Consider the following 14,511-nt stretch of genomic DNA (forward strand, 5'->3'; position numbering starts at 1 on the left):
GTTTGAAACCGCTTTACCGGTATCTACATTCGGTGGAACCGTTCAACGTTAGCGAGGTACCCGATGCGCGCCGAAATGGAAGCGATCGTCGACGAAATCAAGCAGGCCATAAGCCTGCTGAGGAGGCATCTTTGACTGGGATCAGGCTATTGTCCGGCTGGACGAACTGAACGCCCTTTCCGAGGACCCGGAGCTGTGGAACGACCCGTCCAAGGCCCAGAAACTGATGCGCGAGCGCCAACAGCTTGACGACGGCATCAATGGCGTCAAGGGGCTGGAGCGGGATCTGAACGACAACATCGAGCTGATCGAGCTTGGTGAAATGGAAGGTGACGCCTCGGTGGTTGCCGATGCGGAAGACGCGTTGCGCGGCCTGAAGGACAAGGTCAACGACCTGCAGCTCAAGTCTCTGCTGTCGGGCGAGGCGGATGCCAACGACACGTACCTGGAAATCAATTCCGGTGCGGGGGGCACGGAGAGTCAGGATTGGGCATCCATGCTTCTGCGCATGTATCGCCGATGGGCCGAGAAGCACGGCTTCAAGGTCGAGATCCTGGAGTATCACGACGGTGAAGAGGCGGGTATCAAGTCAGCGACGCTGCTGATCAAGGGCGAGAACGCCTATGGCTGGCTGAAGACAGAGTCGGGCGTGCACCGCCTCGTCCGGATTTCGCCCTATGACAGCAATGCCCGCCGGCACACGAGCTTCTCCAGTGCCTGGGTTTATCCGGTGATCGACGATTCGATCGAGATCGACATCAACGAAAGCGATTGCCGGATCGACACCTACCGTGCCTCCGGTGCGGGTGGACAGCACGTAAACACGACGGATTCGGCCGTGCGTATCACGCACCAGCCGACAGGGATCGTGGTGCAGTGCCAGTCGGAACGCTCGCAGCACAAGAACCGGGCGACAGCCTGGGGCATGCTGAAGGCGCGGCTTTACGAAGCCGAGCTGAAAAAGCGGGAAGAAGCGGCCAACGCGGAAGCTGCCTCCAAGACGGATATCGGCTGGGGACACCAGATCCGTTCTTACGTGCTGCAACCCTACCAGCTTGTGAAGGATCTTCGCACCGGCGTTGAAAGCACGTCACCCGGAGATGTTCTGGACGGTGATCTCGACAAGTTCATGGAAGCGGCACTGGCCCAGCGGGTCTTTGGTGGTGATCCTGTCGAAGTCGAGGACATCGAATAGGTCTGCAACTGCAGCAACCGTTAGAATCGTTCAAGCGGGGCCTTCGGGCCCCGTTTTTCATAGAGCGAGAGCTGACAGCTTGTCGCCTGCGGTCAGGAACGGCAACGGATTGGTCGGCTTGTCCGCCTTCCGGATTTCATAGTGCAGATGTGCGCCGGTCGACCGGCCTGTGGAGCCGACATTGCCAATCAGGTCGCCGGCCAGCACATGATCGCCTTCCGACACGTGGATGCGGCTCATGTGCGCATAGCGCGTGGTGAAACCATTGGCATGGCGGATCTCGACCATCTTGCCGTAGCCGCCTTTCCGGCCGGCACTGATCACGGTTCCGGGGGCCGTGGAATAAACGCGCGCACCATAGGGGGCCTTGAAGTCCGTACCAGTGTGCATTGCAAGGCGGCCGAGGAAAGGGTCCACGCGGGGGCCGAAACTGCTGGAAACAGCGGCCGCGTTAAGGGGGCGCTTTACCGGTAGCCGCAGGGCGGCGAACTTGACCCGGTGAAGCGCGCTCAACGCCTTGTTTGCCCGATCCAGTCTTTCCGGAAAATTGTCGTCCGTAACCGGAAGGAACGGGCCGCCGACCGCTGTTTTTTTGCGCAGGACCGTATTCAGGTGCGGGGTGATTTTGCGCGTAATGCCGAGGATGTCCTCGATGCGGGATTCGGTCGCGATGGTGATGGCGTCAACCGCAACGGTGCTCTCTTCATCCATCTCGAGGACTTGCGCTTTTACTGCGTCGAGAGCGGCCTGTTTTTCAGAGTTTTTTTTTAACTCGGCGGAAGTGTTGCCTTCGGCCGCGACGGGCTGCTGAAGAATGGCGAGCGGGTCGAAGGTCTTGCTTGACCCGTCCCGGAGACCAAGGGCCTTGACGGGTTCGTCAATCAGTTCGCTTTCACCGCCGATCGCGGATCTGTCTTCTTGCTGGGCCGACGCCAGAGTTCCGGCGTCGATGTCCGGCTTTTGCTGCGGTACGGGCTGGTCGTTGTTGAGGTAGATACCGACGCTTTCGGCGCGTGCAACCAGATCGGCGACGATTGCGTGGCGCTGGTTGAGATCCTGCTGACGGCGCAGCACATCCATCACCTTGATCTCCACGCTCTCGCGGTCGACCATCTGGCGGCTTGTAAGGATTTCGATTTCCGCCCTGAGCCGGTCGATGTGATCCTGATATTCCAGAACCAGCTCCGTGCGTTCCGCACTGGCCTCGGCCAGCAGGTCGCTGCGCATGAGGGCATAGCCCGCTGATCCGGCAACGGCCAGGGTCGCGGTTACACACGCGATCGCGCCACACACCAGATGCACAGGACGCACACTGTATGTGGTCGATTTCACACCCGGTTTTGGTGTCGGGTGATGGCGCGCTGTTCGGGGCGCTTGATAGGTCCGCGTCGTTTCCTGGCGCTGTTGCATGATCACTCAGTCACTGCCTGCATTCTGCAAAAGAACTGAGCCTGATTAGAGTTTGGTAAGGTTAATAATTCGTCTTCATGGTTGTGAAATTTACCCTACGAGAGAGGCAAGCGGCTTGTAAAAACCGGGGGTTAGGCCAGCTTCCGAGCGAGCCCGGTCATTGAAAGGCGGTTTCAATGCTCCCCTGAAGTGCTGCCGGACAAAGGCGTGGAAGGCCGGCTCCGGTCTGATTCCCTGCCGGTCGCAAAGGAACCGGAACCATTTTGCGCCAAAGGCGACATGATTCTTTTCATCCCTGTAGATCACCTCCAGGCACCTAGCTGTCTCGTCGTCACCGGCGGAGCGTGCCTTTTCGATCATGGGCGGTGTGATATCGAGCCCGCGCGCTTCCAGAACCAGCGGAATGATGGCAAGCCGTGCCGCCAGGTCATGACCGGTGTCCTGGGCTGCCTGCCAGAGACCGTCATGGGCGGGCATGTCGCCATAGGACGCGTCGAGTTTCGCAAGCCGGTCCTGAAGCATCGAGAAATGCTTGGCTTCCTCCAGCCCGACCCGGACCCAATCGTCATAGTAGGACCGGGGCAGGCGGATGTGTGCAAAGCGGCCGATCAGGTCCCAGGTCAGGTCGACCGCATTGAGCTCGATATGAGCCAGGGAGTGAAGCAGTGCCAGGCGTCCGGCTTTTCCCTTGAGGCTGCGTTTGGGCATGTCACGGGGAGGCAGCAACTGCGGCCGGCCGGGGCGACCGGGCCGGTCCGGCATGCGCCCGTCCCGCGACGGCGAGCCCAAGGCAAGCTCCCGCTGAAACCAGGCCCTTGAAACCGCATAGGCCAGACTGACCTTTTCCGAAGTGTCCGGTGCTGAAACAATGGCGCGGGCGCCTGCCACCAGGGTGGCAGGTATCTGACGGGAACTCTCGGTCATTCTTCTGACTATGTCTTCTGTGTTTGGGCCTGGAGGCTAAAGCGCCCTGGCGGCTTCCAGGACCTCGTCGGCATGACCTTGCACTTTCACCTTGCGCCAGATCTGGGCAATTTTGCCCTCGGAGTCCACAAGAAAAGTGGAACGATCGATGCCCATGTATTTCTTGCCGTACATGGATTTTTCAACCCAGACACCATAGGCCTGCGCAGCTACCGTTTCCGTATCCGCAGCGAGGCGAACGGTCAGATTGTGTTTCGCGATGAAATTGTCGTGTTTGCGTGCCGAATCCGGCGACAGGCCGACAATCGTAACGCCCAGCTTTTCGAATTCTTCCATTCTTGCAGAAAAATCGATGGCTTCCGTGGTGCAGCCCGGGGTGTTGTCCTTGGGATAAAAATACACCACCAGGGGTTTTCCTAATAAAGCCTTCAGTGAAATCCTGCCGCTACCATCGCTCTCAAGATCGAAATCCGGTGCTGCATCGCCAATGGCCAAGTCGCCCATCGTGCCTTCCTTCTGTCATAGTTCACGCGTTAATGCCGGAGGCCCGCTGCCGGGACACTGGTGCCGGTCGCTTTTTGTACCGCAATCGCGGTATCATAGTCTGCCCAGCGACTCGTTCAATGCTGCGCAGGCATACCTGTGCGCCGTCTTGCGCGAAACGAAAGTGCCTGAGGATGCCTGCAGGCGAAACACGGACTGAATTAGTTGGATCAAACCGGCGGAGCATCAGGATCGGCAGCAGCCAAATCGCAAAAAGGCAAACGTAAGTTTCTGCGTTTTGCTGTCCTTGCGGTAATAGTGTTTGCTCTTGCCGGTGTCGCGGCCCTGTTCGCGTCCGGACCCGTGCGAGTCCCGTTGCTGGGCAGCCTGCTTGCGATGCAGGGTACGCGTGGTCCGGTGACCTTGTCCGTCGATCGTGCACTTATCGACCTTACGGCGCCAGATGGCGTGGAGGTCGTTCTGGAAGGGGCCCTTGCGGAAATCGCGGGTCCGTCGCCGGTCAGCCTCAAACTGCCCAGATTGACCGCTCCGCTGAATGTCGATGCGCTTTTGTCGGGCAAAATCCATTTTTCCTCGCTTGTCCTGGACAAGCCGCGTCTGAAGGTCATGTTGAAAGGCGGTCCGGCAAAGGTGCCGGAAATGGGGCCGCTCATGGAGGCTGTCGACCGGATCAGCGATGTTGTCGATGACCAGTTCGCCCGCCGCGGGCTGGAGTTCGTACAGATCCGAGGCGCTGCCATTGATCTAACCGGGGCGCTGCCTCGGCATTTCGACGATATCGATGCGGATATTTTCCGGAACGAGAACCGGCAGATCCGCGCCTTTGCCAAAGTGTCCGGCAATGTTTCCAACTGGCGGCTGGAACTTGCACGCAGCGCCCCGGAAGGTGGTGCGGAGAAAAACATCGGAGTTGTTGTCAATGGCATCACGCTGGCAGAGCTGCTGGGGCCGAACGCTCCCATCAAGCCGGGGAAGGGCCTTCGCCTTCCGGCTTCCGCCAAGATCGAGGCCAGTCTGACGGGAGACGGCAAGTTCATTTCTTCCAACGCGGTTGCTCGGGTCCGCAACGGCTGGTTCCAGCTTGGCAAGACGCTGGTGGCATTCGACGACGCGGCGGTCTCGTTGCTTTTCCGGGCTGACAGCAGCTCGGTTGAAATCACAAAGTCCCACGTCATTCGGGGCAATACCCGGATCTTCTTTACGGGATCCATCGCACCCGATCCGAAAGGATCGTCTGACTGGCAGATCCGCCTCGACTCCAAATACCCGCAGTTCGGTTCGGTCGATGTTGTCGAAGAGATCCAGATGCTGGATGGAATACAGGTCCGGGCCCGTTTCGATCCGCACGCCAGTCTGCTGACTTTCGACCGGATCATAGCGCGTTCGGGCAAGGCGGTGCTGCACGGCGTCGGGACGTTGCAGGTAACCCCCAAAGGTCCGTATCTGGCGCTCGCCATGGACGCGGAGAAGATACCTGTCGCTCTTGCCAAACAGGTCTGGCCGATCACGCTCGTGCCGCCCGTGCGGCGCTGGGTGAACGAGCGGATCAAGGCGGGAACGATCGAAAACGCCTCCTTTACCGGAGCTATTCGTCCTCCGGGCTTCGATCACCGCGATCCGGATCCGGGCTGGTCCGGCAACGATATGCGGATCGACATGACTTTTTCCGGTGGGGCGGTGACACCGGTCGGCGACGTGCCCGAGATCAGGGGGATCAACGGGACGTTGACCGTCAAGGATGAAACGCTGACCGTCGAAGCGACCGATGGTATCACCACCGCCTCCGACGGGGGAGACGTGACGCTACCGTCCGGGATATTCAAGATCTTCAACCTCACCTTACGGGATGGAAAGACGGCCCGGATCAAAGCCAGGATGGAGGGAAAGGCTGCCGATCTCGGCTCGCTCGTGAACAGTGCCCCTTTTCGGGTTCTTGACCGCGCCCAATTGAAAAACGGCGGCGTCAGCGGGGCCGGCGTGCTGGATATCGATGCGCGTTTTCCCATGGCCAAACAGATCGACCTTGCCGACGTCGTCTGGCAGGCGACCGGTGAATTAAGGGACTTTACAGATACCAATCCAATCCTGGGCCACACCGTCGAGAGTGCCGATCTGAGGCTGGACGCCGACCGTGAGCAGGTCGCGATTACCGGCAGGGGGGTCCTGGACGGGCTGAAGGCCGATATCGATTTGATCGTGCCGCTCGGCGGTTCCGGCGTCGAGGGCCGGCAGGATGTCATCGTTTCTGTGACTGCGGATCAGCTCAAGAAGAAGGGGATCGACCTCACGGACTTTCTTCAAGGGGACATGACCTTGAGCGTCGCCAAGGCAAGCGACGGGCAGGAGTTTGCCATCGACCTGCAAAAGACGCTTGTTCGCCTGCAGGCGCTCGGATGGCAGAAGGCAAAGGGCGTACCGGCAACGGCCTCCTTCAAGCTGGTGGAAACGGAGGGGGAACGGCGGATCCGGAACTTCCGATTGAAGTCGGAAGGGGCGGACGTACGCGGCAGCATGAACCTGTCGCTCGAGGGCGATCTGATCAATGCTTCCTTCGACACGTTCAAACTTCGCCCAGGCGACGATGTCGAAGTTGACATCCAGCGCGGAGCAGGCGGGCGCTACGATATCATCTTTGCCGGCGCATCCTTTGATGGCCGAGGCCTGATCCGCAGCATCCTCAGCCCGGGCGGAAGCAAGGGCGAGGGAAATTTTGAAAGCGGCTCCAGGATCGCCGCCACGATTGATCGTGTGACCGGCTTCAACAAGCAGACGCTCGACGGGTTTACCGGGAAGATCGAAACGACCAGCAAAGGGCTCGCGTCCACGGACTTGCGCGGGCTCGTCAACGGCAGGGCGGAATTCGAGTTTACCGTTACCGAGGAGGGAGGATCACAGGTCGCCAACGGCCGGTTCGCCAATACCGGTGCAACTCTTCGCTTCCTGGACCTTTACGAACGCATGCGGGGCGGCAAGGGAACGCTCAACGTCGCGATGGCGGATGAAGACAGCTGGGTCGGGGAATTCAACGTGCGCAGCCTGCGCATCACGGAAGATCCGGCAATCAAGCGCATACGGGCTCAGGACCGGTCGCGCAACAATTCGAACGCCGCCTCCACCGTACTGAAGGACGTGGAAGGGTCTGCCAACTTCGACACGCTTGATGTCAATTTCACGCGGGAAGGGGATGTTCTGGCGATTTCCCGCGGTGCACTTCAGGGCAAGGCGCTTGGCGGAACGGTCAGCGGCACAGTCGATCTGGCGGCGCAGACACTGAACCTGACCGGAACCTTCGTGCCGATTTACGCGCTCAACAACTTCTTCGCCAAGATCCCCTTGCTCGGCTTTGCCCTCGGCGGCAGCTCCGGTGAAGGACTCATTGGCGTTACCTACCGCCTTTCCGGCTCCGTGAGCGATCCGGTCCTGACGGTTAATCCGATCTCCGCCATCGCACCGGGCATCTTCCGGAAGATGTTCGAGTTTCAGTCGAACTGAATCAAAAAAGCCGGACTGATGCCCGGCTTCTTTCGGTGTCGAAGGCAGCTTCCGCTCAAACCGGCTTCAGGAGAACGTGCTTCTTCTTGCCGAGCGACAGCTTGATGACGCCGTCCTCGGTGATGTCATCGGCGGAGAGCTGACGTTTGTCGTCCTGCTCGCCCTTGTCGTTGATCCTGACGGCTCCACCCTTGATGTTCCGGCGGACTTCGCCGTTCGAGGCGCAAAGGCCGGCGGTGACGAAGGCCGCAAGCACGCCGATGCCGGCTTCAAGGTCTGCTTTGGCAACCTCGACCGTCGGAAGACCTTCGGCGGACTGACCTTCCTCGAAGGCCTTGCGGGCCGTTTCGGCGGCGGCGTCCGCCTTTTCGCGGCCATGGATCAGGGCAGTCGCTTCCGTTGCCAGGATCTTCTTCGCTTCGTTGATTTCCGAGCCTTCCAGCGCGGCCAGGCGGGCAATCTCGTCCATGGGCAATACGGTGAAGAGCTTCAGGAAGCGTTCAACGTCCGCATCCTCGGTGTTGCGCCAGTACTGCCAGTAATCATAGGAGGAGAGCTGTTCCTCGTTCAGCCAGACGGCGCCGGCGGCGGTCTTGCCCATCTTGGCGCCGGAGGAGGTCGTCAGGAGCGGCGAGGTGAGCGCGAAGGCCTCCGTATCCGTCAGGCGGCGGACGAGATCTGTGCCGGAAAGGATATTGCCCCACTGGTCGGAGCCGCCCATCTGCAGCCGGCAGCCGGTGCGCCGGTAAAGCTCCAGGTAGTCGTATCCCTGCAGCAGCATGTAGTTGAATTCCAGGAAGGACAGATGCTGCTCGCGCTCCAGACGCAGGCGGACACTGTCGCGCTGGATCATCTGGTTGACGGAGAAATGCCTGCCGATGTCTCGCAGAAAGTCGACATAGTTAAGTTTCAGGAGCCAGTCGGCGTTGTCCAGCATGATGGCGTCGGTCGGACCGTCGCCGAAAGTCAGCAGCTTTTCGAAGACCTTCCTGATGCCGGCCTTGTTTTCCTCGATCGTCTCTTCGGTGAGGATCTTGCGGGACTCATCCTTGCCGGAAGGATCGCCCACGCGGGTGGTTCCGCCGCCCATAAGCGCGATCGGCCGGTGCCCGGTCTTCTGGAACCAGTGCAGCATCATGATCGGCACGAGGGAACCGGCATGAAGGCTTGGCGCGGTGCAGTCAAAGCCGATATAGGCGGTGACGGTTTCCTTGGCGCAAAGTTCATCGAGCCCTTTCGGGTCGGAAATCTGGTGAATGAAACCGCGTTCCGAAAGAACGCCAAGAAAGTCCGATTTGAACTCGCTCATGCCTGCCTGTCCGTCCTACGTCTGTTGATGCCATCGGGCAAAACTTTGGACGTGCTCTACCGTGTGCGGCAGGACTTGTAAATTGCAGCTTCCTGGAAATCCGGCCGGACTATCCGTTTTTGACGGCATTGCGGTCAATTCGGCGCCGGGGTGCTGCCACGCACCTTGATACAAATATATTTCAGTTCACCTTCTTCCCAGGCAATGCGCATGGCATCTGTCAGCGTTCTTGGAACCGCGCCTTCGAGTGCGGATTGACAGGCCGCTTCGCTTTCGAAGGTGCCTTCTTCCGTCACGGCCCAGACATTGGGACCGGACAGCAACTGGATCGAGACCGCCACGATTGCCCACATTTCCCGTTTTCCTTTCAAAAGAACCAGTTGAGACGCCCGATACATAGCAGGGCACGTGAAGTGACGCTACGTGATGACGGTCACAGCGCGAACACGCGGTGCGAGCTAGGCTGGTTTCATCAGCGGTGAGGAAGCCGCCAGGAAATACCAGAGAGGAGACGTCATGTTTCGCAAGTTTGCCATTGCCGCCGTCGCCGTCGCTACCATTGCCACGGCCGCCGTCGCCGTCACCCCAAGCGAAGCCCAGGCCAAGAACCGCGCAGGCGCCATCGCCGCCGGTGCCATCATCGGGTTTGCCGCCGGTGCCATCATCGCCTCGCAGGCCCAGCCGCGCTACTACACACCGGTGCGTTGCCACAACCGGGCCGTCCGCCGCTGGAACCCCTATGCCGGCCGCTATGTCGTCGTCGGCTATCGCCAGGTCTGCTACTGATCCGGCGCCCCATAAATCGGAAACGGCCTCCTTCGGGAGGCTTTTTCGTGTTGAGATGCCGGTTTCCGTGCCTGTCTAATAGGCGCAGCGAATCTGACCAACGGTGCCTCATGTCTTCTGCGTCTCCATCTCCTTCACGGTCTAACGGTCTTGTCTGCGGCTCGATGGAGCCAGGTCCGGCAAACACCATCGCGGACGTTGCCGGCGTCACCGTTGGTCATGTCACACTGAACGAAGGGGACCTCAGAACCGGCTTCACGGCCCTGCTGCCGCATCAAGGCAATCTCTTTCGGGAAAAAGTGCCTGCGGCGGTCGAGGTCATCAACGGCTTCGGCAAGAGCGCCGGGCTCATTCAGGTTGATGAACTCGGCACGCTGGAGACGCCGGTCCTTCTGACCAACACATTCGGTGTCGGCACCGGCGCCAATGCACTGATCAAGCGCGCGATTGCGGATAATCCGGAAATCGGCCGCTCGACCGGGACCGTCAATCCGGTGGTGATGGAATGCAACGACGGTTATCTGAGCGATATCCAGGCCATGGCGCTGACGGAAGCGAATGCCATATCTGCGCTCGAGGCTGCTTCCCCGAAATTCGAACAAGGCAGCGTCGGTGCCGGGACCGGTATGAGCGCCTTCGGCTTCAAGGGCGGCATCGGCTCGGCTTCCCGCGTTTTCACTCTGGATGGGCGCACCTTCACGCTGGGAGCATTGGTGCTGGCGAACTTCGGCAAGCCGGGGGATCTGGTCCTGCCCGACGGCCGTCGGCCGCACCACAAGGACCTGAAAAAGGTGGAGGAGCGCGGCTCCGTCATCATCCTTCTGGCAACGGACGTGCCGCTGGAAAGCCGTCAGCTCAAGCGGGTTGCCAGGCGGGCAGGGGCCGGGCTTGCCCGGCTCGGAGCCTATTACGGTAATGGCAGCGGTGATATTGCGCTCGCCTTTTCAACCGCTTACCGACTCCCTCACTTTACTGAAAGCGATTTCATCGCACGCGATATTCTTCATGAGGATAAAATCGATCCCTTGTTTCAGGCTGCAGTCGAAACCACGCAGGAAGCGGTCCTGAACGCGATGATTGCGTCACCGGCCATGCGCGGGCGCGGTCGCAACAAGCGTCCGTCGCTGGCGGATTGGCTAACTGAGCAGGGTAAGTGACGGGAGAGCTTTCTCATTCGCCGTCAGCAAATGGCTTTACAAGCCGGGAGTCTGTTTTCCTGTCCGGCAACCAGCGGCGTTAGCGGGCGGCCGTGTGTGCCTCGTGAAAGTGCCTGGTTGCGAAAAATATCCCGCAAATCTTCTGGGGGCCAGAACAGGAACTGCCGGATTTGGCTGGACAGGGACAGGTTGCGAGGATAATAACTGACTAGTCAGTTATTATTAAGCGAGTTACCTTTGAAAATCGATTGGACACCACCTCCGCCGCGCGATGGCCTGGCCGGGAAGTGGGATGTTTTTGTAGGGCCTGGAGCAACCGGCGAAGAAGAATGGGTGCAGATTGTTTTCGGCGGGGTTTTGGCCTGCATCTGCTTCGGTCTGTTTCTTGCGGTTGTCGGCAAAGAGGCCACCTGGGTGCAAATCGCGGCCGCCGGGGTGCTTGCGCTTGATATCAGCGGCGGTGTTGTCACGAATGCCGCCAATTCTGCGAAGCGATGGTTTCATCGCGCCGGGGTAACGACGTCTGGGCATTTGCGGTTTGTAGCTGCTCATCTGTTGCATCTGGCGGTGGTTGCCTGGCTATTCAGTACGGTTCCGCTGACTTACTTCGGATTGACGGCGGCCTTCCTCCTGGCGTCCGCGGTTCTGGTGCTGGCTCTGCCGCTTTACTTGCGGCGGCCTTCCGCCTTCGGGCTGGTTGCAATCGGTATCTGTCTGGCGGGGCTGCCGCCCTTTGATATCGCCGGTTTGCAATGGTTTTTGCCGCTCCTGTTGCTCAAGCTGATTTTGGGGCATGCCTTGAAGGAAGCGCCATTTCGCCCCGAACCGGCTGGCGATCGTTGAAAAGGGGCGTCGACAGGTTATGAACGAGATTGCCGCAGAAGGGAGATCGACTTGCCGCGTCCCGACATGAGTGCAGAGCGAATTCCGCAAATTCTTCAAGCAGCCATGGAGGTTTTTGCGCGAGATGGCCTGGCAAGCGCAAGGATGGAAGACATCGCCAAACGGGCAGGTATCAGCAAGGCAACGGTCTATCTTTATTTCAAGACCAAGGAGGATCTTGTTTCCGCCTTGCTGGATGCTTTTCTGGAAGAAGCGCTGGCTGAGCTGCAGGCGTCGAGTGAGGCGGGTGGAAGTCCGGCATCGGCCCTTATGAACTGGAGTTCCAAAACGACAGCACGGCTCACAGCGACGAAGGCCTATGCAAATCTGGGCTTGGAATTCATGGCGCTTGCCGCACGCCATGCGGCGACCAAAGCTGCTCTTGCCACGTATTACGAGGCCTATACCGACGCTGTTGAGGACCTGATCGCCTCCGGGGTAGCTTCGGGGGAATTCCGGCAGGTCAATTCGGCGGAAGCAGCAAAAAGCCTGGTCGCGCTGCTGGAGGGGCTGCATCTGTTGTGGTTGGTGAGCGACGGAAAAGTCGATATCGAGACAGACACGCGCACCGCGTTGACCGGCTATCTTCAGTCCCTGTCGGCATGATGCGGCAAGCTCTTGCTGGCGCCGGATGGAGCGGGCCGGAACGATTTGGTTCCGAACGAAAAAGGCCGGGCAAACTGCCCGGCCTTTCCCGTTTGAAATCGCCTGAGGATTAGACGGAGTAGTACATGTCGAATTCGACCGGGTGCGGGGTCATTTCGTAACGCTCGACTTCTTCCATCTTCAGCTCGATGTAAGCGTCGATCTGGTCGTCGTCGAACACGCCGCCGGCCTTCAGGAATTCGCGGTCCGCATCGACGGCTTCCAGGGCTTCGCGCAGGGAGCCGCAGACGGTCGGGATCTCTGCGAGTTCTTCCGCCGGAAGGTCGTAGAGGTTCTTGTCCATTGCGTCGCCCGGATGGATCTTGTTCTTGATGCCGTCAAGGCCGGCCATCAGCAGGGAGGAGAAGCACAGGTACGGGTTCGCGGTCGGATCCGGGAAGCGGACTTCAACGCGCTTCGCCTTCGGAGAAGACGTGAACGGAATACGGCAGGAAGCCGAACGGTTGCGCGAGGAGTAGGCCAGCAGAACCGGAGCCTCATAGCCCGGCACCAGACGCTTGTAGGAGTTGGTGGACGGGTTGGTGAAGGCGTTCAGGGCCTTGGCATGCTTCAGAATACCGCCGATGAAGTACAGGCAGGATTCGGAAAGATCGGCGTACTGGTTGCCGGCGAAGGTCGGCTCGCCGTTGTTCCAGATCGACAGGTGGCAGTGCATGCCGGTGCCGTTGTCGCCGAAGACCGGCTTCGGCATGAACGTGGAGGTCTTGCCGTAAGCGTGGGCGACCTGATGAACGACGTACTTGTAGACCTGCATGTTGTCGGCGCAGCGGGTCAGGTGGTCGAACTTCATGCCGAGTTCGTGCTGGGCAGCTGCCACCTCGTGGTGGTGCTTTTCGGTCGGAACGCCCATTTCAGCCATGACGGACAGCATTTCGGAGCGGATGTCCTGCGCGCTGTCGACCGGCGGAACCGGGAAGTAGCCGCCCTTGGTGCGCGGACGGTGGCCGAGGTTGCCGGTTTCGTATTCGGAGCCCATGTTGGACGGCAGTTCGGAGCTGTCCAGGATGAAGCCGGTGTTGTACGGGTCGGCGTTGAAGCGCACGTCGTCGAACATGAAGAACTCTGCTTCCGGGCCGACGAAGACTGTGTCGCCGAAGCCGCCGGACTTGACGTAGGCTTCTGCCTTCTTCGCGGTCATGCGCGGGTCGCGGTTGTAGCCTTCACCTGTAACCGGATCGACGATATCGCAGAAGATCGCCATGGTGGACTGAGCGAAGAACGGGTCCATGTGAGCCGATTCCGGATCCAGGATCAGCATCATGTCGGACTCGTTGATGGCCTTCCAGCCTGCAATAGACGAGCCGTCGAAGGCAACGCCTTCAGCGAACATGTCTTCGTCAACGAGTGCAACGTCCATGGTGACGTGCTGCATTTTACCCTTGGGGTCGGTAAAGCGCAGGTCGACGAATTTCACGTCCTTTTCCTGAATTTCCTTCAGGACGTCAGCGGCAGTGGTCATAATGTCCATCCCTTTAGTTTTTCGTGTGAACGGTTGGGTTTTGTTCCGGCCGGGCAGCATGCCTGGAAATTCTGCAGCATTGCCTCAGCCCGGAATTGGGTTAGCCGGCGCATACCGGAATGTGGTGGCTCAGATGGCGTCGATACCGGACTCACCTGTCCGGATACGAACCGCCTCTTCGATGTTTGATACGAAAATCTTGCCGTCGCCAATGCGGCCAGTTTGCGCAGCGTTGCGGATCGCGTCGACGGCCTTTTCGACCATGTCGTCGCCAAGTACAATCTCGACTTTCACCTTCGGCAGAAAATCGACAACATATTCGGCGCCGCGATAAAGTTCCGTATGGCCTTTCTGGCGGCCGAAGCCCTTGGCCTCCGTCACGGTGATACCCTGGAGGCCGACCTCCTGAAGAGCTTCTTTGACCTCATCAAGTTTGAAGGGTTTGATGATCGCCTCGATCTTTTTCATCACCTTTTGTCTCTCTCCACTTATCAGGCCGAATGTGCGGCTGGTCTTTTGGTTCCGGTTGCTTGGGTCGAACGGACCCAGCGGGCCCGGAGGGACCGTTGCTGCTCATTAGCACGATGTGTGCCAACCCGGGGCGGGTCTGCAGATTTTTTTCATGTGCCGGGATTTCCGCCACCAAAAGCGGCACATGTATGCTGTCGGAAGTCGAGGTGGACCGTTTTGCGGTGCGTCATTGGTCAAAAAATGTGCAGATTGCACA

Annotated in this window: 13 protein-coding genes; 6 read left to right on the top strand and 7 right to left on the bottom strand. The window is 59.5% G+C overall.

Annotation, left to right across the window (positions count from 1 at the left end):
- Nucleotides 1-63 precede the first annotated feature (63 nt).
- A protein-coding gene (gene prfB, locus ACQY7U_RS15785; protein WP_428646161.1) for a peptide chain release factor 2 occupies nucleotides 64-1,195 on the top strand; the annotation gives its coding sequence in 2 pieces (ribosomal slippage) (nucleotides 64-132 and nucleotides 134-1,195; 1,131 coding nt in all).
- Nucleotides 1,196-1,252: 57 nt separating this feature from the next.
- On the opposite strand, the gene ACQY7U_RS15790 is transcribed toward prfB, so the two are convergent.
- The 3 genes from ACQY7U_RS15790 to bcp all read right to left on the bottom strand — a co-directional run bounded on the left by ACQY7U_RS15790 (nucleotide 1,253) and on the right by bcp (nucleotide 4,033).
- Nucleotides 1,253-2,605, bottom strand: coding sequence for a M23 family metallopeptidase (locus ACQY7U_RS15790; RefSeq protein ID WP_428646163.1), 1,353 nt, complete (start codon nucleotides 2,603-2,605; stop codon nucleotides 1,253-1,255).
- A 90-nt stretch (nucleotides 2,606-2,695) separates the two neighbouring features.
- On the bottom strand, nucleotides 2,696-3,529 hold the full coding sequence (locus tag ACQY7U_RS15795) for a ferritin-like domain-containing protein (protein ID WP_428646165.1): 834 nt from the start codon (nucleotides 3,527-3,529) through the stop codon (nucleotides 2,696-2,698).
- A gap of 36 nt (nucleotides 3,530-3,565) precedes the next feature.
- Nucleotides 3,566-4,033 carry a thioredoxin-dependent thiol peroxidase gene (gene bcp / locus ACQY7U_RS15800; protein WP_428646168.1) on the bottom strand — a complete coding sequence of 156 codons (468 nt, stop codon included), beginning with the start codon at nucleotides 4,031-4,033 and terminating at the stop codon, nucleotides 3,566-3,568.
- A 297-nt stretch (nucleotides 4,034-4,330) separates the two neighbouring features.
- Here bcp and ACQY7U_RS15805 point away from each other — a divergent pair, with 297 nt between their 5' ends.
- A complete protein-coding gene (locus ACQY7U_RS15805) occupies nucleotides 4,331-7,525 on the top strand; it encodes an AsmA-like C-terminal domain-containing protein (RefSeq protein WP_428646171.1) in 3,195 nt (1,064 codons plus the stop codon).
- A 55-nt stretch (nucleotides 7,526-7,580) separates the two neighbouring features.
- Here ACQY7U_RS15805 and tyrS read toward each other — a convergent pair whose 3' ends face one another.
- The gene (gene tyrS, locus ACQY7U_RS15810) at nucleotides 7,581-8,834 is read right to left on the bottom strand and encodes a tyrosine--tRNA ligase (protein ID WP_428646173.1); all 1,254 of its coding nucleotides are present in this window, start codon (nucleotides 8,832-8,834) and stop codon (nucleotides 7,581-7,583) included.
- Nucleotides 8,835-8,968: 134 nt separating this feature from the next.
- Complete coding sequence (locus ACQY7U_RS15815) at nucleotides 8,969-9,187, bottom strand: hypothetical protein (protein WP_428646175.1); 219 nt, start codon at nucleotides 9,185-9,187, stop codon at nucleotides 8,969-8,971.
- A 163-nt stretch (nucleotides 9,188-9,350) separates the two neighbouring features.
- On the opposite strand from ACQY7U_RS15815, the gene ACQY7U_RS15820 reads away from it, so the two are divergent.
- From ACQY7U_RS15820 to ACQY7U_RS15835, 4 genes are all read left to right on the top strand, one after another.
- Nucleotides 9,351-9,620, top strand: coding sequence for a tyrosyl-tRNA synthetase (locus tag ACQY7U_RS15820; protein ID WP_428646178.1), 270 nt, complete (start codon nucleotides 9,351-9,353; stop codon nucleotides 9,618-9,620).
- A 110-nt stretch (nucleotides 9,621-9,730) separates the two neighbouring features.
- Nucleotides 9,731-10,777 (top strand): P1 family peptidase, encoded by a 1,047-nt coding sequence (locus tag ACQY7U_RS15825; RefSeq protein WP_428646181.1) that lies wholly within the window; start codon nucleotides 9,731-9,733, stop codon nucleotides 10,775-10,777.
- A 237-nt stretch (nucleotides 10,778-11,014) separates the two neighbouring features.
- Nucleotides 11,015-11,620 carry a hypothetical protein gene (locus ACQY7U_RS15830; RefSeq protein WP_428646184.1) on the top strand — a complete coding sequence of 202 codons (606 nt, stop codon included), beginning with the start codon at nucleotides 11,015-11,017 and terminating at the stop codon, nucleotides 11,618-11,620.
- A gap of 51 nt (nucleotides 11,621-11,671) precedes the next feature.
- Nucleotides 11,672-12,265, top strand: a complete 594-nt coding sequence (locus ACQY7U_RS15835) for a TetR/AcrR family transcriptional regulator (protein WP_428646186.1) — start codon at nucleotides 11,672-11,674, stop codon at nucleotides 12,263-12,265.
- Between the two features lie 109 nt (nucleotides 12,266-12,374).
- Here the strand turns inward: ACQY7U_RS15835 and glnA are convergent, their stop codons facing one another.
- Nucleotides 12,375-13,784: a type I glutamate--ammonia ligase gene (gene glnA / locus ACQY7U_RS15840; protein ID WP_428646189.1), complete on the bottom strand. Its 1,410-nt coding sequence runs from the start codon at nucleotides 13,782-13,784 to the stop codon at nucleotides 12,375-12,377.
- A gap of 129 nt (nucleotides 13,785-13,913) precedes the next feature.
- Nucleotides 13,914-14,252 (bottom strand): P-II family nitrogen regulator, encoded by a 339-nt coding sequence (locus tag ACQY7U_RS15845; RefSeq protein WP_428646192.1) that lies wholly within the window; start codon nucleotides 14,250-14,252, stop codon nucleotides 13,914-13,916.
- Nucleotides 14,253-14,511 lie beyond the last annotated feature (259 nt).

This window comes from Roseibium sp. (genome assembly GCF_050301095.1).
Taxonomy (GTDB): Bacteria; Pseudomonadota; Alphaproteobacteria; order Rhizobiales; family Stappiaceae; genus Roseibium.